The sequence below is a fragment of the Exiguobacterium sp. s59 genome, from assembly GCF_018617475.1.
Lineage (GTDB): Bacteria > Bacillota > Bacilli > Exiguobacteriales > Exiguobacteriaceae > Exiguobacterium > Exiguobacterium aestuarii.
Window position 1 is genome coordinate 98,329 of the sequence record NZ_JACSKG010000002.1, and the last position, 24,782, is coordinate 123,110.

Consider the following 24,782-nt stretch of genomic DNA (forward strand, 5'->3'; position numbering starts at 1 on the left):
CCTATTCGTGAATGGTTTTCCGAAACCCGTAAAACGGACGGAATCGTAGTTTTTCATAGTATGTGTGCGAAGATGAGCTCGCCAGCATTTCAAGACGCGTTTCGGGGTATAGCGCATGGACATGTTGGAGAATCTGTTCACCAAGACCACGTTTTCGATAGGCAGAAGCGACCAATAGTTCACACACATATAGACTGACTGTCGTATCGGTCAATCCACGCAAATAAGCGATAATCTCCCCATGATCAGACTCCATGACGTAGGTGACGTTCGATTGACGCCATGCTTCACGGGTCAATTCATGTCGTTCAACGAGCTGAGTCCAACCCTCATCACGATTGAGTCGCTGGATGTGTTCAAAATCTTGTGAGACATATGGACGGACCTTCATTCGAATTTCTCTCCAATCTGTGTTTCGATTTGCTTCATCACGTCGAACGCGCCATCGGACTGATTGGCACATACGACAGAAATGATATCGGTTTCCGGATAGTAACCGGAATGAAAACTGACACCCGGGTCATATCCCATTACATGATATTTAAAGATATCCCCTGTCGCATGATGCTGAATCCAAAGTCCATATCCATAGCTCCCACCTCGGTCATTGACGGTGACGTGTGGTGTGAGGAGGCGCGCCGTGGAAGACGCATCAAGAAGTTGATGTGAAAGCAATGCCTGCCAAAATCGGGTCATGTCTTGAACGGTCACAAAAGCCCCACCGTCTGCTCCGCCCTTAATTGGAATCGCATATTGATTCGTACGCCACGTTCCGTCCTTGTGGTCGATATAGCCGAGCGCTGTGTTAGCAGGCAAGGCATCGAGTGAGAAATATCCGGAATCGCTCATGCCGGCAGGCTGAAAAATCGATTGCTCGACATAGTCGGTGAAGGATTGCCCGGTCACTTCTTCGACAATCAACCCTAACAGGATATACCCCGCATTGTTGTAAGAGAATCGGGAACCTGGTTCATCCCGCATCGCTTTTTGTTGAAAAAACGGTAAAAAATCACGTAGCTGTCGAAGCCGATACATCGGAACATTGCGCCATAACGCTTCGAAGTCGTCAGAGACGGACTCATCAAAATAGTCCGGGATGCCCGACGTATGGGTCAACAGCTGATGCACCGTGACTTGGGACGAAATGTAAGGCAAGTCGAGTGTCTGAAAGGACTCAAGTGAAGTTGAAAAAGAGAGTCGACCTTGTTCGACTAACTGACAAATGGCGATTGCCGTGAACAGTTTGCAGCCAGAAGCGATCCCGAACCTTGTCGTCACGTCATGTTGAATCTGTTCGGAACGATTGGCGTAGCCAAAGGATTGATGAATGGACGCGCCTAAGCTCGTAACGGAATAGACGCCAGAGAACGTTTCGTCTACTGGTACATGTGTAAAGTTTTGCAAAAGAACCTCCATAGTGTGAGTCATCAAGTACTTCGACTATATCATGTACCTCGAGATCATCCATAAATTTACTCAATATTCAAAAAAACATTTACCAAATAACAGGAATTGAAACAGGTGTCTGACCTCGAACGTGGTACGATATGGGCGAATAGAGAGGAAGTGTGTTCAATGACGCTATTCTTTTTAGGGATACTCGTTGGATGTTTGATTGTTTTGTGGCTACATAAGCGTCAACGGCTACAACCACAGACGCTTTCGTTCATGCATTTCGGGAACCAAACGAAAGATGTTATCTATATTTTTGAAACGAAACCGATGTGGCGTTTTCGGTATATCAGTCCTTCCTTAGATTTATATTTGGGGGAAGGGACGGTCATGCGTAGTTATGCAGATGCGCAGGAATGTTTCCGTAGAATCCATCCGGATGATCGACGGCTGTTGCTAGACAAAGTGATGGGGCGTGTCGACTATGAAGAAGCGATTCTTCAACGGTGGCGTACGAATGAAGGCACCTATGTATGGTTTGAGGAGTATACGACTCCGATTTATGAAGACGGTCAAATTGTGGCGGTTCAAGGTGTGATTCGAAACATCGAGGCGGCCATGACCGAGCGTGAGCGTCTGCTGTATGAGAGTCGGCATGACAGTTTGACCGGTGTCTTCAATCGTCGGGCGTTTGAAGAGACAATTGGTCAAGCGGAAGGAGTGACCGACGTTGGGATCATCGTACTCGATGTGAATGATTTAAAAATCGTGAACGATGAGGAAGGGCACTCTGCCGGTGATTGTTTATTGAAGCGTGTCGGTAGCCTCCTTCAAACCATCGAGTCCTCTGTCTATCGGATTGGAGGAGATGAGTTCGTCTTGTTTCTTCAGATGATGTCGGAAGAGGCGTGCAAGAAGATGGTCTGTAAAATCGAAACGACATGCAGGAAAGAAGGAATCTCAGTTGCCATCGGGTTGGCCTGGTCAGCTTACCCAGAATCGATTGAAGTACTCTGGCAAGCAGCAGATGATGCGATGTATGAACAGAAGCAGCAACAAAAAAGAGATCTTCTTGACGTCTAGTCCAAGAAGGTCTCTTTTCATTAGCTACTCGCTTCCTCTACTTCAGATGGCTCTTCACCCAAGTTGTTGAGATAGCGTTCATATCGTGCGAGTCCATAACGATAGGATGCCCATATCAGAAGGGTCGTTACGGCAATGAGTCCAATCGTCAATGGAGCGAACCATCCAGAAACAATCCCGTCTGCGTAGGCGAGTCCGATTGGTGAGAAGACGAGATAGACGAAAATCATCGAAGCGACAAGCAAGATTGAAGTCGATAACGCGTGGCGCCACGGTTTGACCCGTCCGAGTTCGATTCGAATCGGATTGGCTTGAAGCATCGGTCGTACACGCGCAAAGACGAGCATGATGCCTGTTTCGACAACAAAGAGGACACCGTAAATATGAATAAAGTTAATCCCGATTTCCACACCGAACCATTGTTCTGTCCCCCACACGAGGAAATAGTAAGCGATGACATGGAAGAAGACGACGGTCTTCGCGGCAATCGGTGGAACTCGTTTGACGAGCATACCGATCAAAACGATGACAAGAATCGGGATGTTAAAGAAACCGGTAAAACGACGAATCAAATCCCATAACCCGTCTGGTGCATACATAAGATTCGGAGCGACAAAGAAAGAGACGAGCGCCACGAACGTGCCGAACCATTTGCTGACGCGAATCAAATCTTGATCAGAAGCATTCGGCTTGAACTTCGGTTTATAAATATCGAGGACGAACAGCGTCGCGATACTATTTAACAGTGAGTTAAATGAGCTGAACACGGCACCGAGTAAGACGGCGAGGAAAAAGCCCATGAGCCACATCGGCAACAGTTCAGCAATTAAGCTCGGATACGCCAAATCGACTTTCTCGACGTTCGATCCATACAAATGAAACGCGATGACCCCAGGCAAGAGCATAAAGATGGGAACGAGTAATTTCAAATAGCCAGTGAAGAGTACTCCTTTTTGTCCTTCTGCTAAGTTTTTTGCGCCAAGGGCTCGTTGAATCACGTATTGGTTGAGCGCCCAGTAGAACAAGTTTGCAAAAATCATCCCGGTGAAAATGGACAGGAACGGAACCGAGTCGTTGGCTGAGCCGATGGCATTCAACTTTTCAGGGTTTGTCGTCGCAATGGTCTTCATCCCGTCCAAAAGATTCCCGTCACCTAACGCGAGGAAACCGAGTGTCGGAACGAGAAAACCGATGATGATAAGACCAATCCCATTCAACGTGTCGGAAACGGCGACCGCGCGAAGACCGCCGAAGATGGCGTAAATCGCCCCGATGATCCCGATGAACCAGACGACAATCCAAAGGGACTGTTCAAAACTGATGCCGAGAAGGGCGGGCACGTCGAACAGTTGAAGGACGGCCAATCCACCCGAGTACAACATAGACGGAATCGTGACACACATGTATCCGAGTAAAAACAATAGGACGGTCAACCGACGAACGTCCTCGTCATAGCGTTGACTTAAAAATTCAGGGATGGTCGAGATCCCGATGCCAAGAAAGCGAGGCAACAAAAAGAGTGCCATGATAATTGCGGCAATCCCCGCCGTGACTTCCCAAGCCATGGCCGACATGTTCCCGGCGAACGATTGACCGTTCAAGCCAATCAATTGTTCTGCTGACAAGTTGGTCAACAGGAGTGACCCCGCGATAAAGACGCCTGTCAGTCCACGACCGGCCAAGAAGTAGTCATCTGCACTTTCGACTTTTCCTCGTGTCATGCGATACGAGACGTAGGCGACGAGTGCCATGAACGCGGCACCGGTCACGAGTATGTAGAGCACTTGTTGAATCGTCATACAATCCCCTCACTTCTTACTTATGTTTTATATGTATTTGTAGGAAATACCCTAAAGTGTCAGAAAGTAGTCCCTTTTTCTTGATAGAATGATAGAAAGTCATGGATTGGGGCATAGATTAGTTGAGCTACCGTTGCGATCGATTAGAAAATCAAGAGGTTGAATAGATGAATCGATAGGAGGAATCTCTTTGAAGAAGTGGATGATTGGAATGTTATCTGTTGCAGCGGTAGCAGGTTATGTCATTTTTGGTGAAATGCTTAAAGAAGTAAACACGAGTGATTTGGCTGTGACCGAAAGCTTTCGACATATAGACGAATTAGCTACACGTTCGCCGGTCGTCATTGTCGGAGAAGTGGACCGTCCCCCGAGACCTTTTGAATATCATTCGGTTAATTTCTTCGAATCACGCATTCAAGTGGAGGAGATATATCGAGACGTGAGTCATGAGCTGACGCGAACTGATACAATCACCCTCCTACAAAATGATATGGAAGAAGACCCGCTCGTCAAACAGGGTGAGAAAGTTTTACTGTATTTACAGCCATATGAAGGACCTGTAATCCAAAAAGCGTATCGGATCGTCGGTCTACAACAAGGACACTTCAAAGTGAGTCAGACGGGGACATTGACTTCGGTAGGAGCATCCAACCTCTATCAAAAAAGCGGATTAAGTGCTGAATTAAGTAAACTAGAGACATTATTGAAAGACAATCCTTATGTGTCAGAACATAACGACGTGATGACGGATGAAGACATTGAAGCTTTTAACGAAACGCAAAAACGTCTGTTAGAAAAATCTCAATAAAAGCGACGCTGAAAAAATCAGCGCCGCTTTTTTAGTGTGAACTTTTACAAATGTCATAAAAACTGAAGCATAGACGTTGCGACCGTGAAGTAGATGATGAGACCGAGATTGTCCATCAGTGTCGTAATGAACGGTCCGGATGCGACGGCAGGGTCTAATTTCAAGCGATTGATGAGAAGTGGAACGATTGTGCCAATCATCGTGGCGACACTGAGAGCGGCGAAAATGGAAATCCCGACAATGAAGCCGATGAGCATGTTGTCATACAAAATCGTGATGACCCCGAAGATGACAATCATACAGGCGATTCCTAACAGGATACCGGTCCCGAGCTCGCGTCGAATCATCTTCATGACGTTCTTACGATTGATCGTACCGAGCGCAATCGAGCGCACGGCGACGACAAGGGACTGGGTGGCCGCGTTCCCGGCAGACCCCATGACAAGTGGCATAAAGACAGCAAGTAGCACAATCGTTTCAAGCGTGTCTTCAAAGCTACCAATCGTTGAGGCGGTAATCATACCAAGAAACATGAGGCTGACAATCCACGGGGCGCGTTTCTTTGCTGCCTCAAGCGGACTCATGTTGATATCGGACGACCCCTTCGTCGCCGAAAGTTCTTCAAAGTCTTCTGTCGTCTCACGCTCGATGACGTCTAACACATCATCGACCGTGATGATGCCGAGTAGCTTTTGCTGGTCATCCGTGACAGGGAGAGCCAACAAGTCATACTTTTGGACAATCCGAGCCAAGTCTTCCTGGTCGGTCATGACGTTTGCCGAGATGACGCGGAACCCCATGATGTCTTCGATTTTCGCATCGAGCGGCGCGACAATCAAATCACGTAAGGAGACGACGCCAACGAGTTGGTGCGTTTGGTCGACCACGTATAAGTAATAAATCGTTTCGGCATCTGGACCGAGGTCACGTAGTTCTTCGAGGGTCAGTCCGACCGTCTTATTCGCTTGAAGGACGACGAACTCGGTCGTCATGAGCGCACCGGCCGTCTCTTCTGGGTATTGCATCAAATCTTTAACTTCCTGTTCTTCGATATCATCCATCTGTTCGAATAGCGTATCCATGAACACGTCGGGAAGTTCCCGCATCAAGTCGGCTGCGTTATCCGAATACATCTCATTTAAAATACGGACAGCGTACGGCTGAGGTGTTTCTTGAATAAATGTACACTGTTCATCTAACGTCAGTTTTTCGAACAAATCGGTGAACACCTCTGGAGAAATCGTGCGATACACGAATGCGCGCTCGTGTTGATCAAGTTCGATAAAGTGATCGGCCTGTTCACCAGGGTGGAGGGAGAGGAAGAGGTCTTGAAAATCGACTGGATCTCCCTTTTGAATCAATGTACGGAGTGCTGCTTCATGTTCGTTGTATTCCATTTCTTCTATTTTCATATGCTCACATCCTGATCTCTCACATTTTTCAACTTATTCTCCGAATCTCAAAAAAAGTTTTTCATCTTTTTTTGGGAGAGGGTATTCATCGTCCATACATCTCATTTCCCCTTGTCATGACGCCAATTTTTTATGCATTGTTTGTTCATTCACAAAGGTGAACATTTATACACAGCAATGTGGAATCCCTAACAGGTGAAGTGCCGGATTAGACATTCGCAAATTTGGTAAAGTGATAAGGTAAGGGTAGTCACACACCCGAATCACAAGGAGGAAGCGAGATGATCTCAATGACGAATCAACCGATTTCACAAGATACGACGCTGAAACATCCGATTCATGTGTATTCAGAAATTGGAGAATTAAAAACGGTATTACTGAAACGACCGGGAAGGGAATTAGAAAATCTCACCCCGGAATATTTAGAGCGCCTCTTGTTCGATGATATTCCCCATTTACCGGTCATTCAAAAAGAACACGACTATTTTGCGAGTGCGCTCCAAAATCGCGGTGTGGAAGTCCTTTACCTCGAAAAACTAATGGCTGAGACGTTGTCACTCCCCGGTGTTCGCGAAAAGTTTGTCGCGGATATCTTATCGGAGTCTAAATCAAATATCAACGGCTCTTACGAAACATTAAAAGAGTATTTACTCGGCTATGACAATGAGACGTTGATTGAAACGGTGATGGCCGGTATCCGAAAATCGGAAATCAAACCGGAGAAACGCCGACATTTGCACGAAATGATTGAAGATACGTACCCCTTCTTTTTAGATCCTATGCCAAACCTCTATTTCACACGAGATCCGGCCGCTGCAATCGGTCATGGTCTCTCCATCAACCGAATGAAAGAACCGGCACGTCGCCGTGAGTCACTCTTCACGCAATATATTATGCGCTATCACCCACGCTTTGCGAAACATGATGTTCCGATTTGGTCAGACCGCGACTATCGATTTGCGATGGAGGGCGGAGACGAGCTCGTCTTATCGAAAGAAGTTGTCGCCATCGGCATCTCTGAACGAACGACCGCTCAAGGAATCGAACGGGTCGCCCTCAATTTGCTTAAACATGGAGACAGCTTCAAAAAAGTGATCGCCATCGAAATTCCGAAATCCCGGGCATTCATGCATCTCGATACCGTCTTTACGATGGTCGATCATGACAAATTCACCATCCATCCGTTTATTCAAGGACCTGAAGGCAAGATGAATATTTTCGAGCTTTCACTAAATGCAGAAGGCGAATTACAGATCACACAGCACACTGATTTGTTGAAAGTCTTAAAAGATGTCCTCGGCTTACAGGAAGCGACGTTGATTCCTTGCGGCGGCGGTGATCCAATCGCAGCGGCTCGCGAACAGTGGAACGATGGATCGAATACGCTCGCCATCGCCCCAGGTGTCGTGGTCACATATGACCGGAACTACGTATCAAATGAACTGCTCCGTAAAGAAGGCGTTGAAGTGATCGAAATCATGTCGAGTGAACTATCGCGCGGACGTGGGGGTCCACGTTGCATGAGCTGTCCGATTATCCGTCAAGACATCTAAATGTGATAAGGAGGAAGCAGTATGTCTACAACGTTCAATTTTGATTTGAAAGGTCGTCACTTTTTATCGTTAAACGAGTTTTCTGGTGAAGAAATCAATTACTTGATCGATTTGTCTGCTGCATTCAAACGTCAAAAGAAACAAGGCATCCCACATCGGATTTGTGAAGGGAAAAATATCGCCCTTCTATTTGAAAAACCGTCGACACGGACGCGTTGTGCGTTCACGGTCGCCGCAATCGACTTAGGGATGCACCCTGAATATTTAGGCAAGAACGACATCCAGTTCGGGAAGAAAGAATCGGTACGCGATACGGCCATCGTTCTCGGACGCATGTTTGACGGCATTCAATTCCGCGGCTTCGCCCATGAGACGGTCGAAGGTCTCGCGAAAGATGCTGGTGTACCGGTTTGGAACGGATTGACCGATCTCTATCATCCGACACAAATCTTGGCTGACTTTTTGACAGTGAAAGAACAAAAAGGAGAACTTGCCGGAATCAAATTCGTGTACGTCGGCGACGGGCGGAACAACATGGGGAACACCCTCTTGATCGGTGGTGCAAAAGTAGGAATGGACATGCGGATTTGTGCCCCGAAATCACTTTGGCCGTCTGACGAGATCGTGGATTATGCGAAATCCGTTGCCGCCGAAACAGGTGCCGTCATCACATTGACGGAGAGCATTGAGGAAGCGATGGACCAGGCGGACGTCGTCTACACAGATGTATGGGTGTCGATGGGTGAAGAAGCGGCCTTCGCAGAACGGATCGAACTGTTGCGACCATACCAAGTGAATATGGATATGCTTCAAAAGAGCGGCAACCCGGACATCATGTTTTTGCATTGCCTCCCTGCCTTCCACGACCTAGAAACGGAAGTCGGTCGGGCGATTCACGAACAATACGGGTTGACGGAAATGGAAGTGACTGATGAGGTGTTCCGCAGTCGTCACTCGTTCGTATTTGATGAGGCGGAAAACCGCATGCATACCATCAAAGCGGTGATGGCGGCAACGCTCACGGAGACACGCGAATGGCTTGAACGTTGACGGCGAGGGGAATGTCCCCTCCCGTTTCAAAATAAGCGAAAGGGATGAGTAGAATGTCTACGAAGTTGGAGCATGACTCAGGTGGTTCGGCTGGAGTACATCCTGACAAGCAAGATAAGCGGTTAGGTCTCGGAGCGTTGACGGCACTTGTCGTCGGATCGATGATTGGTGGTGGCGCCTTTAACTTGGCAGCCGATCTGGCGCAAGGTGCGAATGCAGGTGCCATTCTCATTGGATGGGTCATCACCGGAATCGGGATTATCGCGCTCGGTCTCAGTTTTCAAAATTTGACGATGCGTCGTCCTGATTTAGATGGTGGTGTGTATAGCTACGCACGGGCAGGTTTTGGCTCGTTTGTCGGATTTAACTCGGCATGGGGATATTGGTTGTCTGCCTGGCTCGGAAACGTGGCGTATGCGACGCTGCTGTTCAGTTCGGTCGGTTATTTTTTCCCGATTTTTGAAGGGGGGCAAAACATTGCCTCCATTGTTGGAGCATCCATCATGCTGTGGCTCGTGCATACGCTCATCCTACGAGGGGTGCATGAGGCCTCGATGATCAACATCGTCACAACGATTGCCAAGCTCGTTCCGATTTTTGCATTCATTACGATTACGCTGTTCTTCTTCAATCTCGAAAACTTCACCTTCGATTTTTGGGGGCAAGGCGGCTTATCATGGGGTAGTGTTCGCGACCAGGTTGTCTCGACAATGCTCGTCACACTTTGGGTGTTCATCGGTGTTGAGGGTGCGGTCGTCCTCTCGGGTCGTGCCCGGAAGCGCTCTGACGTCGGGAAAGCGACCGTGATCGGATTACTCGGAACACTCGTCATTTATCTACTCATTTCCGTCATGTCGCTCGGTCTCATGACACCGGAAAACGTAGCGAACGCCTCGCAACCGGCAATGGCTTACTTGCTCGAATCGGCAGTCGGTCCGTGGGGCGCGATGCTCATCAACGGCGGATTGGTCATCTCCGTACTCGGGGCATGGCTCGGTTGGACGCTTCTCGCGGCTGAAATTCCGTTCGTCGCTGCGAAAGATGGTGTGTTCCCGAAATGGTTCACGAAAGAGAACAAAAATCAGGCACCCGTCAACGCGCTTTGGTTAACGAACGGGTTGATCCAACTGTTCCTCTTCACGTTCTTGATTTCAGATGCCGCATACAATTTTGCGTTCTCACTTGCATCAAGTGCCATTTTAATCCCATATGTGTTCTCGGCATTTTACCAAGTGAAAGTATCGAAAAACGGGATCGGTTATAGCGCTGGCGAACGTAGAACACGGGATTTGACGATTGGATTGGTCGCTTCCATCTATGGACTCTGGCTCATCTACGCCGCAGGAATTGATTATTTACTCCTGACAACCCTTCTATACGCACCAGGAACCCTTCTCTACATGAAAGCGCAACGTGAGAATGGCATCAAGTCACTCAACAAAACGGAATGGCTGGTCGCCGGTGTCTTGACCGCACTCGCCATCTTTGCAGTCGTTCGCATACTATCTGGTAATATCTCAGTCATCTGATCGGGGGTATCGATATGGGAAAAAAACGTGTGGTCATCGCCTTAGGCGGTAATGCGATTCAACAAGGGAAAGATGCGACAGCTGAAGCACAAATGCGGGCGGTCGAGGCGACGGCGGAATCTCTCGCCACACTCATCGCGGAAGGAATCGACGTCATCATCACTCACGGGAACGGGCCGCAAGTCGGAAATTTGATGCTACAACAAGCCGCGTCAGACAGTCCGGCAACGCCGGCGATGCCTCTCGATGTATGCGGTGCGATGACGCAAGGGATGATTGGATACTGGTTTGAAAACGCGCTGACGAAAGCACTCCGTGCGCGCGGTCTAGAAAGAGAAGTGGCTTCACTCGTCACACGAAGCGTGGTCGATCCGAATGATAGCGCGTTCCATCATCCGACGAAGCCGATCGGTCCATTTTATACGGAAGAAGAGGCACTTCATCTCGAACGGACGACCGGTTACGTATTCAAAGAAGATGCAGGACGGGGACATCGTCGTGTCGTCCCGAGTCCGGTTCCGGTGCAAATTGCCGAACATGCCGTCATTCGAACGCTCGTCGAAGCGGGACACATCGTCGTCGCCTCCGGTGGCGGTGGTATCCCGGTCATGGAGACAGCAGAAGGGTACGTCGGCATCGAGGCGGTCATCGATAAGGATTTTGCGGCTGCGAAACTGGCGGACCTCGTCAACGCAGACGTATTGCTCATCTTAACCGCTGTCGAACATGTGTATGTCAACTTTGGAAAGCCGGATGAGAGGGCGCTTCAGGAAACGTCAAAAGAGCAGATGGAGACATACATCGCCGAAGGGCAGTTCGCTCCGGGTAGCATGTTACCGAAAGTGAGAGCGGCACTGCAGTTCGCGGAATCTGGTACGAACCGGGTTGCCATTATCACATCGCTTGATCAGGCGTTAGCCGCCATTGATGGGGATGCCGGAACACGCGTCCGCTTGGCTCCTTCGCTTCAACAATAACAATGTGTCGCAAACGTGAACCGTTTGCGACTTTTTGTTTTCTGTCGCCATTCATGGGGAAGGAATGTTGTATGCCAAAAATGAGATTGCTATCATATTCAGTGTAAACGTTTGCACTTATTTCAGGAAGGAAGTGACGGAGAGCGGAGACGCTCGGATGTATGCGCCTATTCGAAGAAAATCATGTTTATCAGTCGTGGATGAGACCAAAAGCAAAGGAAGAGGCAATCGTTCAAGGAAGCTGTTATCGCTTCACCGTATTGACGAGTCAGTTGATTCGAATGGAGTACGCAGAGGACGGGGTTTTTGAAGACCGTGCCACCCAAGTGGCGTGGAATCGAGAATTTGATGTTCCGCAGTTTCGGGTGATTGAAGACGAGACCGAGCTCCAAATCATCACCGAACATGTCCATTTATATTATACGAAAGGTCCGTTCGCTCCGAATACGCTCTATGTGGACGTGAAAGGAAACTTTAGTACGTACTATAGCCGCTACATGTTCAATGGTCCGGAGCGAACATTGAAAGGAACAGCTCGGACACTCGATCATGTGGACGGGGCGACCGAATTAGAGGAAGGGATCCTCTCCAAACAAGGGTATGCAATCATTGACGATTCGGCCTCGTTCTTAATGACGGATGACCGTTTCGTCGAGCCGAGACGTAAAGGGATTCATGACATCTACTACTTTGGATATGGCCATGACTATAAGCAGGCACTTCGAGACTTTTACACGTTGACGGGTCCGACACCGATGCTTCCGCGTAAAGCGCTCGGGAACTGGTGGAGCCGCTACTGGCGATACGACGAAAAAGAATATAAGGCGTTGATGCGTCGTTTCAAGTCTGAAGACGTGCCGTTCTCGGTCAGCGTCATCGACATGGACTGGCACGTGACTGACATTCCAGAAGAGTACGGGAGTGGTTGGACGGGGTACTCGTGGAATAAAAACTTGTTCCCTGAGCCGAAGCGTTTCCTCAAGTGGTTGAAAGACGAGGGGATGATGGTGACACTGAACCTGCATCCCGCCGACGGGGTCCGTGCGTTTGAAGATCAATATGCAGCGATGGCTGAGGCGATGGGGGTCAATCCGGAATCGGGGGACCGCATCCCGTTTGATTTTTCAGACAAGCGATTCATTCAAGCGTATTTTGAACAGATGCATCATCCACATGAAGCGGACGGCGTTGATTTTTGGTGGATTGACTGGCAACAAGGATCGACGTCGAAGATGGAAGGACTCGATCCGTTATGGATGCTGAATCATTATCACGCCATCGATATCGCCCGTGACGGCAAACGTCCACTCATTTTCTCTCGATACGCAGGACCGGGAAGCCATCGTTACCCAGTTGGATTCTCGGGAGACACGATCATCTCGTGGGCATCACTCGCTTTCCAGCCGTATTTCACGGCAACAGCCACAAATATCGGCTACGGATGGTGGAGTCATGACATTGGAGGGCATCATCGTGGTAAAAAAGACGATGAGCTCGCCGCGCGTTGGGTCGCATATGGGGTGTTTAGTCCGATCATGCGTCTCCATTCGACGTTCAGTACGTTCAACGGAAAAGAGCCTTGGCGTTTCGGAATGGAAGCCGAACAGTCGATGAAGCGATTTTTACGACTGCGCCACCAACTCATTCCGTACTTGTATACGATGAACTATCGCAATCATGCCGACTCATTGCCGCTCGTGCTACCGATGTATATCGAACACCCTGATGACGACGTGGCTTATGAGGTGGCGAATCAGTTTTATTTCGGAAGTGAACTCATCGTCTCCCCAATCGTTACGCCGATGGACCGACAGCTTCACGTCGCCAGTGCGAACGTGTGGTTGCCAAAAGGAGAATGGTTCGACTTCTTCACGGGACATCGTTATGAAGGGGACAAGTCGATTCGGGTGTTCCGTGGACTTGAGGAACAACCGGTCTTCGCCAAAGCCGGTGCGATCATCCCGATGATGCCGCATGAACCGCATGCGAACAATACGGGGAATCCGAGTGATCTCGAAGTACTCGTCTTCCCAGGTGCCTCGAACACGTTCACGATGTACGAAGATGACGGGGAGAGTCGGGATTATGAGAAAGGCGCGTCTCTCGAAACAACGTTCACGCTCGATTGGGAAGCGCGTACGCTCCACATCGAGACGTCGGGTGATTTGACACTCGTGCCGGCGGATCGGACGTTGACGATTCTTGTCCGTGGGGTCGTCGGGGAAGGGGACTATGATGCGGAGACGCAAACGTTACACATCCCACTCGGTGAATGGAAACAGGAACAGACCGTGACACTTCCTGTCGAAGTGACGCAGAACGCACATCGACTCGACCGACTCTATCGGTTCTTAGACCGTGCTGAAATCGCCTATGATTTAAAAGATCGCCTGTATCAGATGGCGACGACAAAGACACGTCTCGAGGCATGGTTGTTTGACCTTCATGCGTTAGAACTCGAGCGTGATTTGCAGGATGCACTGTTGGAACTCATGCTGGACTGAAAAAGGGGGGGCGACCCCCTTTTGTCATGTCAGAAAACTGTCGGAATTAGAAAGCGCTTTCAATAAAAATCCCATTATACTGAGGATAGAAGAGTAGAAAAGAGGGGATGCACATGCGACACATGTGGACGATTGACGATTTACGGCAGTTGACGCTATTCGCGACATGTCCGAGTCGAACGCTTGAACAGCTGATTCCGCACGTCTATTGCCGAACGTATCGGAAAGGGCAACTGTTGTTCATGGAAGGGGATCCGCGAGAACGTGTCTATTTCTTGATGAGCGGTTACGTCAAACTCGAACGGATGAACGAGAATGCGACCCATCATTATGCCGACTATGTGAAACCGAAACAATTTTTTCCTTACAACGGTTTATTCACGGAGGAAGACTATCGTCATACGGCCGAGGCCGTGACGGACATTGAGGTCATCTATATCCCGACGGATCGATTTGAGCGGTTCGTGTCCACGCAGTCGAGCATGTTGCTCTATATCATCAGCCAGATGAACCGGATTCTCGATCTGCATGAGCGTCGTGTCCAAGAAATCATCACGCCAAGCGCGAAAGAGCGTGTCATCAATACGCTCCATTTCTTAATTGAAGATTTAGGAGAGCCTGACGAGCAAGGCGTTCGTGTCCGCTGCCCATTCACTGCGATCGAACTCTCTCGTTTGTCCGGAACGTCCCGGGAGACGGTTTCGACGATTTTAGCCAAACTCCGAAAAGAAGATGTGCTTCGCATGGATGCCCATCAACTCGTCATCGGGCATCCTGAATATTTTGAACAAGACAGCGATTGACGCCACTCAGATGATGGCGTCTTTTACATACTCAAACGAGCGGAGCGTTCGCTTCAAAACGTAGCATATTGTATAATTAGTGATGAATCTCACAAAGCAATGGAATTGTAAATAGAGAAAGGATGAATGCAGTGAAACGACTGCAAGCCCTTGCTTTCGCTGAAAGAAGTCATATCATCGGACTCGTGTTGTCTGCGATCATGATTGGACTATCGATTTTAGCGCAAGCGTATTTAATCGTCGACATCGTCGACCGAATTTTCTTGAAAGATGAATCATTCGAAGCCATCCTTCCGGCATTGGTGTGGCTCGTTGTCGCTTTGTTGGCGCGAGCACTCTTCGGCTACGTATCGGGACGAATCGGTGCGAGTTTGTCCGAAAAAGCAAAACAGGCATTACGCCTACAATTGTTGGATCGGTATGCCACGAGCCCGGTCGAATCGTCCTTGACGGGTCAGTCCGGGAAAAAGGTCAGCGTGTTCATGGATGCAGTTGATGAGGTGGACGCTTACTTTAGCCAATACTGGCCACAAGTCATCCAAACATCGATTATCCCGCTTCTTATTTTGGTCGTCGTCTTCAGCCAACACTGGATCTCAGGAGTCATCATGATGGTGACGGCACCGTTCATCCCGCTGTTCTTCATCATCATCGGGATTGCGACCCAGAAAAAATCGGAAGAACAAATGGAGAAGATGAACCAATTCTCCGGTAAGTTTTTAGATGTGTTACAAGGATTGACGACGCTCAAGCTTTACAATCGCACCGAGCAAGAAGCGAAGGCGATTGAGAAGAGTAGCCTCGACTTTCGGGATGCGACGATGGTCGTCTTAAAGACGGCGTTCTTATCGGGACTCATGCTCGAATTTATCTCGATGCTCAGTACCGGTGTCGTGGCGTTAGAGGTCGCCTTACAGATGGTCGTTTGGGAGAACCTGACGTTCTTCTCTGGCTTCTTGATTCTCGTGTTGGCGCCGGAGTATTATTTGGCGATTAAAGATTTAGGAAGTGCCTTCCATACGGGACGTGGAAGTATGGGTGCGGCAGAAAGAATCTTTGACGTACTAGACGCCCCGGATGATCGCATCGAATGGGGATCGAAGTCACTTCGTTCACGGACACCGGACCTTGAGCTGGAAGATGTGTCTTTCGAATATGTAGGCGGACGCTTTGCGCTTCAGCCGTTGAGCGGTCGGATTCCTTCTGGCACCCATCTGGCCTTAGTCGGCGCAAGCGGGTCCGGGAAGACGACAGTGCTCAACGTCATTTCCGGACTCTTGCAAGTGAAGTCGGGACGCGTCCTCGTAGACGGTGAGCCACTTCATTCGTTTGACGAGTCCGTCTGGTATGGAAACATTGCCTATATCTCACAAAACCCTTATCTATTTGCCGGGACGCTTGCCGATAATATCGCATTAGGCGAAAAAGCCGACGAGCTCGCGTTACAAGAAGCAGCAGATGCGGCAGGACTTTCTGAGGTGATCGACCAGTTACCGAATGGAATCTGGACGGAGCTTGGAGAAGGCGGGTTCGGTCTGTCAGGCGGTGAGCGACAACGTCTCGCACTCGCCCGAGCGTTCTTTAAACGACCAGGCATCCTACTGTTCGATGAACCGACGACCGGTCTCGATTTGAAGACCGAGCAGATTGTGAGGCGTTCAATCGCTGAGCTGTCAAAAGAGGCAACGTTGATCACGGTGGCACACCGTCTGCATACAATCAAAGAGGCAGATATGATTTGGTTTATGGAGGATGGGAAGCGCATCGCAGAAGGGACGCATGACGCGTTGCTCGCTGTTCCAGAGTATGCGGAACTATTTGCGCTTCAGAAAGGAGTGAGCCGATGAACTCGCTTTGGACAATCACAAAATGGATGATGCGTGAGAAGAAAGATATCCTTCTCTCCATCTTCTTTGGATATGCAGCTGGGATCGCGGCGGTCGCCTTGTTTGCGGCAAGTGGATACCTCGTATCACGTGCGGGTCTCGTCCCGCCGCTGTATGCGCTCATGGTACCTGTCGTCCTCATCAAACTGTTCGGGGTCATTCGGGCAGGCAGTCGTTATCGGGAGCGTCTCGCGTCACACCGAGCAACGTTTACGATTTTGAGCGAGCTACGTGTCCGTTTTTATCGACAACTTGAACCGCTCGTCCCGTCGATTTTTGCGAAATATCGGAGCGGGGATTTACTTGCACGTGTCGTCGGAGACGTCGAGAGTCTGCAAAACTATTTCCTTCGTGTGTTTTATCCGCCGATCATACTCGTGCTTGTTTTCTTAAGCACCATCTTTTTTGTCACGTTCTTCTCGTTTGCAGTCAGTGTATGGATCCTACTCGGTGTACTCGTCACTGGATTCTTGATTCCACTTGGCTTTGCTCGGATTCGTGCTCATCATGACGAGACGATTCGCGCATTGCGCGGGGATGTATCGATTCAGTTGACAGAGATGATGTACGGATACCGAGATTTGAAGCTTCATCATCAACTTGACCGGACGAAGCAAGCCGTCTATACGCGAAGCGAGCGATACATGGAAGCAGAACGGAAAGACACGACCAACCAGTTTTTCAACTCCGCGCTCGTCGTCGCTGCCTCTTTACTCGTCTCATGGGGTGTCTTGGCGATTGGGGCATATCAAGTGGTAGAGGGAGACTTGAACGGGTTGTTCTTGGCGATGCTCATCATGATGTCGCTCACAGCATTTGAGAATACGACACCGATGGCCGTGTTCCCGGGTCATTTTGCGGACAGTAAGCAAGCCGCTGATCGATTGTTTGAAGTGACGGAACCAAGTGAAGGAATTGAGGCGCTTGAAGCGAAACGGAATGACGTGACCTTCGCGACGTCCCCATCGATCTCATTTGAGCATGTTCGCTATCGCTATCCGGACACGTATCGGGACGTGATCGACGATGTCACGTTACACATCCCGAGCGGTTCGAAGACGGTCATCGTCGGGCCGAGCGGATCTGGGAAGTCCACATTACTTCAACTTTTATTGGCGTTCGTTCGAACAGAAGATGGAACGATACGATTAGATGATCAAAACTTGAATGATTTGAAACAGACTGCAATCTGGCAGCATGCGAGTGTCGTCTTGCAAGACAATCACTTCTTTTATGGAACAGTACGTGAGAATTTGGCACTGGCCGGTGAATTTAGTGATGAAGAGATGCTTGTGGCGCTTGAACGTGTCCGTTTATCGTTTGCGCTTGATGAACCGGTCCTTGAGAAAGGAGCGAACTTGTCAGGTGGAGAACGGCAACGTCTGGCGATTGCACGAGCCCTTCTGAAAAATGGGCTGATGTGGTTGCTCGATGAACCTACTTCAGCGCTTGATGCCGGAACGGAAGCGCACGTCTTTTCTGAACTGTTGAATCAAGCTGATGCAGGGACGCTCATCCTCGTCAGTCACCGCTTGACGGGACTCGAAGCCTTCGACCAAATCATTGTGATGGAAGCTGGGCGGATCGTTGAAGTCGGTTCGTATGAAGAACTGATGACGAAGCGAGGCATGTTCTACGAATTGAAACAAATCGAACAAGAAGTGTTCGCATCATAAAAAGACGAGCAGCCCCGTCGGTGGGCTGCTCGTCTTGTTTTTGGCAAATATGGGTGCAACAAATGGGGGTTGTCGCAGCAATGCTTTCAAAAAGTGTGTCGTGGAGGGGAATCCACGTGACGTGATGTGTTTGGGGAACGTGCACGTCAAGCTTTTGGGAAGCTACATCTAGAGTATAGTTGATAACGATTCTCATTGTCAATAAGAAAGGTAAAAAAAGACCCATCCATGCGAACATGGATGGGACTCTGTTTTGCTTAGTTCGAAGCGACGCCTTTTCGAACGGTGAATCGAATGAGACTGAACAAGTATCTCGTGAAGAAGAGAGCGAACGCGAAAAATAGCGCAATGAACGGTGACTGGAGATGAATCCCCGGGATGTTCATCAAAAACTCTAACACGAGAATGGATAGCAAGAATACGTAAAGGGCAGCGTCTAAATAAAGTGGCATGAGACGACCACGCTGATGCCAAAACGTACGGATCAGTGGTGCGACGGTCATTCCGATAATCCGTTCAGCAAAACCGATACTGAGCACGGCGATCAGGAAAGATGGGACGGTGTTAAATGCTACTAAATCTGAGAATACGAATCCTGAAATCAATAAGAGTGGGCCGATGACGATCATCATCGAGAGCGACGTACGGAAGAAAATCCATAAGTTTTGTTGAATCGAACGAATTCCCCCGAGTGCCGATTGTTGAAGCGTCTTCCCACGTTTATAGTCAATCGCGAACGAGCTGATAAACATAATTCCAAACAAAGATAACAAAACTGACATGAACGATGTTTCCCCTTTTCTGAATAAATCCTGATGTACCAATCTGAACCAAAGTCTAGCCTAGTTTAACGATTCATTTCGAGAAAGTAAAGCGAGAAAACATGCTCAAGTGTGAAGTGTTCAATCGATTAAGAGGCGAGGATGAAGCGATTTCGTCCAGACTCTTTTGCGTGATATAACGCTTCATCTGCGTGCTTCAATACACTATCGATTTCAATATCGTTCGAATGACAGGCTCCTAGCGAAACGGTGATGTGTAGCGTTCCTGCGCTCGTCTCAAACGGGAACGACGAAACCTTTTCTCGGATAGATTCTGCGAGGCGAGACACTTCATCTCGCGTAGCGTGTGGCATGACGATTAAAAATTCTTCACCGCCGAAGCGACCGACCAAATGCCGCTCTTCACTTTCATTGACGAGCAGCATACCGAGTTCACGTAACACATCATCCCCAACGTCGTGCCCATACGTATCATTCACTCGTTTGAAGTGATCAATATCGACTAAGATTAACGCATATTCTTCTGCCTCGACCGTCAAGTTGGCCATCGCTTCATTCAAGAGACGACGGTTGGCAATCCCAGTGAGTGCGTCCGTTCGAGCAAGCTGTTGTTGATGTTGGACGTTCTCGAAATGACGGCGTAGTTCGAGAAGCAATCGATAGGCAGCACAAGAACCGCCATATGACATGAGTGTATAGACGATTAAGACGGGATAAAACAGATTGAGCGGTAGCGCGGTATAGATAGCTGCCCCGAAGATGGCGATGCTAATCGTTGTAAAAACAAGTAAAGTGGAACGCGTGTTATCCATACGTTTACGCAAAATGCCTGTCGCCCCGACTAACACAATCATTGTCGCGATGGCAAGATAGAGACCGAGCATAGCTCCATCTGTAAAAAAGAGGACCAGGAAGCGCCCCGTCAATAAGATGACACCCGCGACAGCCCCGCTTACCCAGCCGCCAAACAGAACGGCGAGTATGATTGGAATGTTGCGCAAGTCGATGAGCACGCCTTCGAGAGGTAAGGCATTGACTAACAATAGGATTGCAATGCCTCCGGTTTGTACACCGAGCAAGATTCTGCCTTTTAGTGGGGATTGTGGTGTCAAACGAGGGCGATTGCGGAACGGTAAAAAGGAAATCGTGAAGAGCGTGAACAAGATACACAGGTTGATAAAGAATGCATTAACGATTGTGAGCATCGAAGCTCCCCCTTATCCTGTATGGAAATATTTAGTTACAGTATAAAGCATATGATCTGAAACAGGTAGGATTAACCTGCGACTTAAACAAGTTATTCTAGATTAGAATTCACGCACAACCCCGATTACTCCTCTTCGGTTTCACAGACATGTTTCAACTTTTAGAACTTTCGCTATCGGAAATCGAAAGTTTGGTATGATAAGAGAAAAGGAGGACTGTCCGTGCGTTACTGGGATCATTTTAAACGAGCGTTTATTCCGATTGCGCTCATTTTGATTGGATTAGCGATCTTTTATACTTTATCGGCTCGAGATAACATGGTGTTGACCCTTTTGGGGGCTGCGATTGTAGGAGTCATCTTATTTTTAGTGATGCGTCATGTGAACCAAGTCGAAGAAGACTGAAGCGAGAACACATTTTGTGGTTCTCGTTTTTTGTTGTCTGATGACTTTTTTGGGTACACTACAAAGTAAGGAGGGATTTTTTATGGCAAAAGCTACATTTGCGGGAGGCTGTTTTTGGTGCATGGTCAAACCGTTTCATAAATATGAGGGGGTTGAGCGTGTCATTTCCGGATACACTGGAGGACATGTCGATAACCCGACGTATCAACAAGTCTGTTCAGAGACGACGGGACATTTAGAGGCGGTCGAGATCACGTTCGATCCTGAGGTCATCTCTTATGAGGAACTGCTCCGCATCTATTGGCGTCAAATCGACCCAACTGATGGTGGGGGACAATTCAACGATCGCGGCGAATCGTATCGCCCGGCCATCTTCTATCATTCAGAGGAACAACGGGCTGCAGCAGAGCGTTCGAAACAGGAAGTAGAAGACTCGGGAAGATTCGACCGTTCGATTGAAGTCGATATCCGACCGGCGAAAACGTTCTGGGAAGCAGAAGATTATCATCAAGACTATTATAAAAAGAATCCGTTCCGCTACGAGATGTATCGGGTCGGGTCGGGTCGCGCGAAGTTCATCAAAGAAGCATGGAGTGACCGTAAGCAACAACAAGCGCTCCGTGAGCGCTTGACACCGATGCAATATAAAGTGACGCAAGAAAATGGAACGGAACCACCGTTTCAAAATGAATACTGGGACGAAGAGCGGGAAGGGTTGTACGTCGACATCGTCGATGGAACGCCACTATTCACGTCTCATGATAAATTCCAGTCAAATTGCGGATGGCCGAGTTTCTCACGTCCAATCGAGGAAAAACGGGTTGACTTGAATATGGATACGACGCACCACATGGTTCGGACGGAAGTGCGTTCAAAACAAGGTGACAGTCACCTCGGTCACGTGTTTGACGACGGACCGAAAGAACTAGGCGGCTTACGCTATTGCATCAACTCGGCTGCTCTCCGATTCATTCCTGTAGAAGAGCTTGAAGAGGCTGGGTACGGGGAATATAAACACTTATTCAACAAGTGAAGGAGAGAGCCGTATGTTCACAGCCGTCAAACAACAAATTCGGTGCGAGACGATCGGGACCGTCCTTGATTTTTACGATCAGTCGGTTCGACATCTGTCGGAAGAAGCGAGACAAGAGAAGTATGCGAAGATGAGTTCGAGCCCGTTCTCGTTCTTTCGAGGAAGTTCACACTTGTTCTATTATGACTTTGCGAAAGTTCCGATTGCGTTTGACACAGGTCCTGAGCACCCGACGTTCATTCAAGGAGACTTGCACTTTGAAAATTTCGGTGTGTTCGAGGATGGTGCCGGTACGATCATTTATGACGTAAACGATTTTGACGAGGCGTACATCGGATCATATTTGTTCGACTTGTTGCGGATGGCGGTCTCTGTCGACTTGTTCGCGGCTGAGTCTGGGTTTGATGGAAAAGCGGCTATCGAGGCGTTTGCCCGCTCTTACGCAGAGGCGATTGAGAAGCATGCGAACGGGCGAAGTGAGCATATTCAATTTACAAAAGAGAATACGTGTAAAGCCGTGAAAAAAGTCATTAAAAAAGCGGAGAAAAAGAAGGACGAATTCATGTCCGAACGAACGGAAGTACGGGATGAGGAACGTTACTTTTCAACGAGTGAGGATTTGATTCCCCTTTCATCAGGTATGCGCGAGAAGATCGAGACGGCCTGGGGAGATTATCTGTCTTCTTTGTCGGAGAAGCATCGTCATCACGCCGATCATTATGAAATCAAAGACATTGCCATCAAGCTTCAAAGTGGAACGGCTTCTATCGGTCTAGAGCGTTACTATATTTTGATTGAAGGAGCAGACAAAGAGCACGATGAAGATGTCATTTTAGAAATGAAACAGGCACAATCTGCCGTCCCGTCGCTCTTTTTGCCGACGCATCCGCTATTTGAGAACGGATTATCGCATCAAGGAGCGCGTGTCGTGGCCGCACAGCGGGCAATGGTCCATAGTCGTGATCCATATCTCGGTTATTTGACGATTGATGGAAAAGAGTATTATGTAAGGCAGCGCTCACCTTATAAGCGCAAAGTGAAGGCGAAACACATGAAAGATGAGAAGTCGCTCATCGAGACGTTGAAAGTGCAAGCGCAAATCACAGCGAAGATTCACGCACGGGCCGATGCGACGTCTGATGCGTTGGATTATACGGCGAGTGAACGAATCACGGCGGCAATCGGTGACTCCCCATCACTATTCGTTCGTCAATTATCGAGATGGGCTGACTTTTATGCAAATCAGGTTCGCTTTGACTACGACGCCTTTTTGAATTGGGTCGAATCAAGGAAGCGTTAAGGAAACTTGCGAATCGAAGGGGAAATCCTGCACAATGGAAGCGTAAAGGATGTGTAAGGACCATGATTACAGAACAGCAAGTCATCGCTCAGATGCGTCAGGTGATGACACAGATTGAGTCATCGACGGGCGAAGTACAAAAGCGTCATTTGGCAAAGTTGATGGGCTTTTGCGAACTGCTATTAGCGGAGACGTCTGAAGCGAAGGGTGTCAGCACGCCACAAGCGACGATACCGGCGAGTGAATCAAAACCACCGCTCGATCGTCAGATGGCCGCCTTCCTAGGGATTCCAATGGAAGAAGACGAACAACCTAAATCGGATTCATTGCTCGATTTTTGAACCACATGTGCATCACATGTGGTTTTTTTTGTGGAATCACTTTCATTGACTTAAATACCTTAGGGGGTATAATGGGTGTAAGAAATGAAAATCAAATGGAGGCATGAATATGTTGGACTTTCTTTTTGTAGCGGTCGTCATTGGACTTGTGTATTTCTGGTGGAGTCGCCGAAACAATGTTAAAACGGTCTCGACGGATGACTTGAAACGAAGAATCGCGGAAGAGCGGAACATTCAACTGTTGGACGTGCGTGAGCCGCATGAATACCGCGGAGGACATATTAAGCAAGCGAAAAATGTGCCTCTTTCAGGATTTGGGAACGCGCAAGCGAAATATCCGAAGGAAAAAGAGCGTCCTGTCTACGTGATCTGTCAAAGTGGCATGCGTAGCCAACGCGCCGCAGCGATGCTCAAGAGTGCCGGATATACCGACGTCTATTCTGTAAAAGGCGGAATGAATTTCTGGCGAGGATAATGGACGCGACTGAACGAATCGGTTCAGTCGTTTTTTTGTCACTACGTTTTCCCTTTTGCATTTTCGGGGATTCTGCTACGGTAGGGAGAGAGTGAAAGAGAGGGGATCAATCCAATGGCAGTGATTTTATTTGATATCGATGGCACGTTAGTAGATACGACAGGACCGATGACACAAGCAATTCATGAAGCGCTTGAGGAACTTCCTCATCTTCCGAAACCGAGTGAAGAAGCAGTCCGCTCAGGATACGGCTTGGCAGGTAACGCATTTTGGGAGCATGTTATTCCAGAAGCGTCGCTCGAAGAGATTCGTCTCATTCGCAGATTGCGTCACACGACGCTCGAGAAGACGATGGAAGGGCAGAACGTCTTATTCGATGGAATTCGTGACATGTTGGAAACACTTCACGAACAAGGCCACACGTTGACGACGGCGAGTAACTGCGGCGTCCATTACATGAACCTGATTTTAGATACGCAACAGATTCGTTCATATATGACGGCGCCGGAATGCTTGGAGTCCGTCAGTGGCGAGAAGAAAGCAGACATTCTGACGGCGCATCGGGTCCGTCACGGTGAGGCGGACTATATTATGGTCGGCGATCGCAAATCGGATGTCGAGGCAGCACGGGCGCACGATTTTCCGGTCGTCTTGACAGGATTCGGATTCGGAAATGAAGAAGAGTGGGCGCTTGCGGATCACGTCATCAAGTCACCGAACGATTTAGTCGAATGGGTCAACCGATAAGAAAAGGCTTGTCGCACATGTC

Annotated in this window: 22 protein-coding genes; 16 read left to right on the forward strand and 6 right to left on the reverse strand. The window is 48.7% G+C overall.

From position 1 onward, the window contains the following. Position 1: 1 nt before the first annotated feature. Both KNO91_RS03890 and KNO91_RS03895 read right to left on the reverse strand, forming a co-directional pair. A complete protein-coding gene (locus KNO91_RS03890) occupies positions 2-391 on the reverse strand; it encodes a GNAT family N-acetyltransferase (protein WP_214816324.1) in 390 nt (129 codons plus the stop codon). Continuing rightward, positions 388-1,416 (reverse strand): serine hydrolase domain-containing protein, encoded by a 1,029-nt coding sequence (locus tag KNO91_RS03895; protein ID WP_214816964.1) that lies wholly within the window; start codon positions 1,414-1,416, stop codon positions 388-390. Before KNO91_RS03895 ends, KNO91_RS03890 begins: the two co-directional genes overlap by 4 nt. Before the next feature lie 159 nt (positions 1,417-1,575). Between KNO91_RS03895 and KNO91_RS03900 the strand changes: the two genes are divergently transcribed. After that, positions 1,576-2,475 (forward strand): sensor domain-containing diguanylate cyclase, encoded by a 900-nt coding sequence (locus KNO91_RS03900; protein WP_214816326.1) that lies wholly within the window; start codon positions 1,576-1,578, stop codon positions 2,473-2,475. Between the two features lie 20 nt (positions 2,476-2,495). On the opposite strand, the gene KNO91_RS03905 is transcribed toward KNO91_RS03900, so the two are convergent. Then, positions 2,496-4,274: a solute:sodium symporter family transporter gene (locus tag KNO91_RS03905; protein WP_214816329.1), complete on the reverse strand. Its 1,779-nt coding sequence runs from the start codon at positions 4,272-4,274 to the stop codon at positions 2,496-2,498. Positions 4,275-4,464: 190 nt separating this feature from the next. Here KNO91_RS03905 and KNO91_RS03910 point away from each other — a divergent pair, with 190 nt between their 5' ends. Then, on the forward strand, positions 4,465-5,082 hold the full coding sequence (locus KNO91_RS03910; protein ID WP_214816332.1) for a hypothetical protein: 618 nt from the start codon (positions 4,465-4,467) through the stop codon (positions 5,080-5,082). Between the two features lie 53 nt (positions 5,083-5,135). Here KNO91_RS03910 and mgtE read toward each other — a convergent pair whose 3' ends face one another. Further along, entirely contained in the window at positions 5,136-6,494 is a 1,359-nt protein-coding gene (mgtE, locus tag KNO91_RS03915; RefSeq protein WP_214816334.1) for a magnesium transporter, read from the reverse strand. A gap of 323 nt (positions 6,495-6,817) precedes the next feature. Between mgtE and arcA the strand changes: the two genes are divergently transcribed. From arcA to cydC, 8 genes are all read left to right on the forward strand, one after another. Beyond that, positions 6,818-8,047, forward strand: coding sequence for an arginine deiminase (arcA, locus tag KNO91_RS03920; protein ID WP_214793795.1), 1,230 nt, complete (start codon positions 6,818-6,820; stop codon positions 8,045-8,047). Between the two features lie 21 nt (positions 8,048-8,068). Beyond that, positions 8,069-9,097 carry an ornithine carbamoyltransferase gene (gene argF / locus KNO91_RS03925; protein WP_214816337.1) on the forward strand — a complete coding sequence of 343 codons (1,029 nt, stop codon included), beginning with the start codon at positions 8,069-8,071 and terminating at the stop codon, positions 9,095-9,097. 53 nt (positions 9,098-9,150) lie between these two features. Next, a complete protein-coding gene (gene arcD, locus KNO91_RS03930) occupies positions 9,151-10,626 on the forward strand; it encodes an arginine-ornithine antiporter (RefSeq protein ID WP_214816340.1) in 1,476 nt (491 codons plus the stop codon). Between the two features lie 14 nt (positions 10,627-10,640). Beyond that, the gene (gene arcC, locus KNO91_RS03935) at positions 10,641-11,603 is read left to right on the forward strand and encodes a carbamate kinase (RefSeq protein WP_214816343.1); all 963 of its coding nucleotides are present in this window, start codon (positions 10,641-10,643) and stop codon (positions 11,601-11,603) included. 161 nt (positions 11,604-11,764) lie between these two features. Next, positions 11,765-14,107: a glycoside hydrolase family 31 protein gene (locus KNO91_RS03940; protein WP_214816346.1), complete on the forward strand. Its 2,343-nt coding sequence runs from the start codon at positions 11,765-11,767 to the stop codon at positions 14,105-14,107. A 113-nt stretch (positions 14,108-14,220) separates the two neighbouring features. Continuing rightward, positions 14,221-14,910 (forward strand): Crp/Fnr family transcriptional regulator, encoded by a 690-nt coding sequence (locus KNO91_RS03945; RefSeq protein WP_214816349.1) that lies wholly within the window; start codon positions 14,221-14,223, stop codon positions 14,908-14,910. Between the two features lie 122 nt (positions 14,911-15,032). Further along, entirely contained in the window at positions 15,033-16,757 is a 1,725-nt protein-coding gene (gene cydD / locus KNO91_RS03950) for a thiol reductant ABC exporter subunit CydD (RefSeq protein ID WP_214816352.1), read from the forward strand. Continuing rightward, positions 16,754-18,472 carry a thiol reductant ABC exporter subunit CydC gene (cydC, locus tag KNO91_RS03955; RefSeq protein WP_214816355.1) on the forward strand — a complete coding sequence of 573 codons (1,719 nt, stop codon included), beginning with the start codon at positions 16,754-16,756 and terminating at the stop codon, positions 18,470-18,472. The genes cydD and cydC overlap by 4 nt, the downstream gene beginning before the upstream one ends. 257 nt (positions 18,473-18,729) lie before the next feature. Here the strand turns inward: cydC and KNO91_RS03960 are convergent, their stop codons facing one another. Together KNO91_RS03960 and KNO91_RS03965 are read right to left on the reverse strand one after the other, a co-directional pair. Beyond that, entirely contained in the window at positions 18,730-19,254 is a 525-nt protein-coding gene (locus tag KNO91_RS03960; protein ID WP_214816358.1) for a hypothetical protein, read from the reverse strand. A 128-nt stretch (positions 19,255-19,382) separates the two neighbouring features. Continuing rightward, positions 19,383-20,459: a diguanylate cyclase gene (locus KNO91_RS03965; RefSeq protein WP_214786050.1), complete on the reverse strand. Its 1,077-nt coding sequence runs from the start codon at positions 20,457-20,459 to the stop codon at positions 19,383-19,385. 222 nt (positions 20,460-20,681) lie between these two features. On the opposite strand from KNO91_RS03965, the gene KNO91_RS03970 reads away from it, so the two are divergent. The 6 genes from KNO91_RS03970 (at position 20,682) to KNO91_RS03995 (ending at position 24,760) form a co-directional block, all read left to right on the forward strand. Then, positions 20,682-20,864 carry a hypothetical protein gene (locus KNO91_RS03970; protein ID WP_031422036.1) on the forward strand — a complete coding sequence of 61 codons (183 nt, stop codon included), beginning with the start codon at positions 20,682-20,684 and terminating at the stop codon, positions 20,862-20,864. Positions 20,865-20,946: 82 nt separating this feature from the next. Next, positions 20,947-21,897 (forward strand): peptide-methionine (S)-S-oxide reductase MsrA, encoded by a 951-nt coding sequence (gene msrA, locus KNO91_RS03975; RefSeq protein ID WP_012727512.1) that lies wholly within the window; start codon positions 20,947-20,949, stop codon positions 21,895-21,897. Between the two features lie 13 nt (positions 21,898-21,910). Next, positions 21,911-23,197 carry a DUF2252 domain-containing protein gene (locus tag KNO91_RS03980; protein WP_214816361.1) on the forward strand — a complete coding sequence of 429 codons (1,287 nt, stop codon included), beginning with the start codon at positions 21,911-21,913 and terminating at the stop codon, positions 23,195-23,197. A gap of 62 nt (positions 23,198-23,259) precedes the next feature. Next, the gene (locus KNO91_RS03985; protein ID WP_214816364.1) at positions 23,260-23,538 is read left to right on the forward strand and encodes a DUF5327 family protein; all 279 of its coding nucleotides are present in this window, start codon (positions 23,260-23,262) and stop codon (positions 23,536-23,538) included. 109 nt (positions 23,539-23,647) lie between these two features. After that, positions 23,648-24,013 carry a rhodanese-like domain-containing protein gene (locus KNO91_RS03990; protein WP_012727509.1) on the forward strand — a complete coding sequence of 122 codons (366 nt, stop codon included), beginning with the start codon at positions 23,648-23,650 and terminating at the stop codon, positions 24,011-24,013. Positions 24,014-24,127: 114 nt separating this feature from the next. Further along, a complete protein-coding gene (locus KNO91_RS03995) occupies positions 24,128-24,760 on the forward strand; it encodes an HAD family hydrolase (RefSeq protein ID WP_214792643.1) in 633 nt (210 codons plus the stop codon). Positions 24,761-24,782 lie beyond the last annotated feature (22 nt).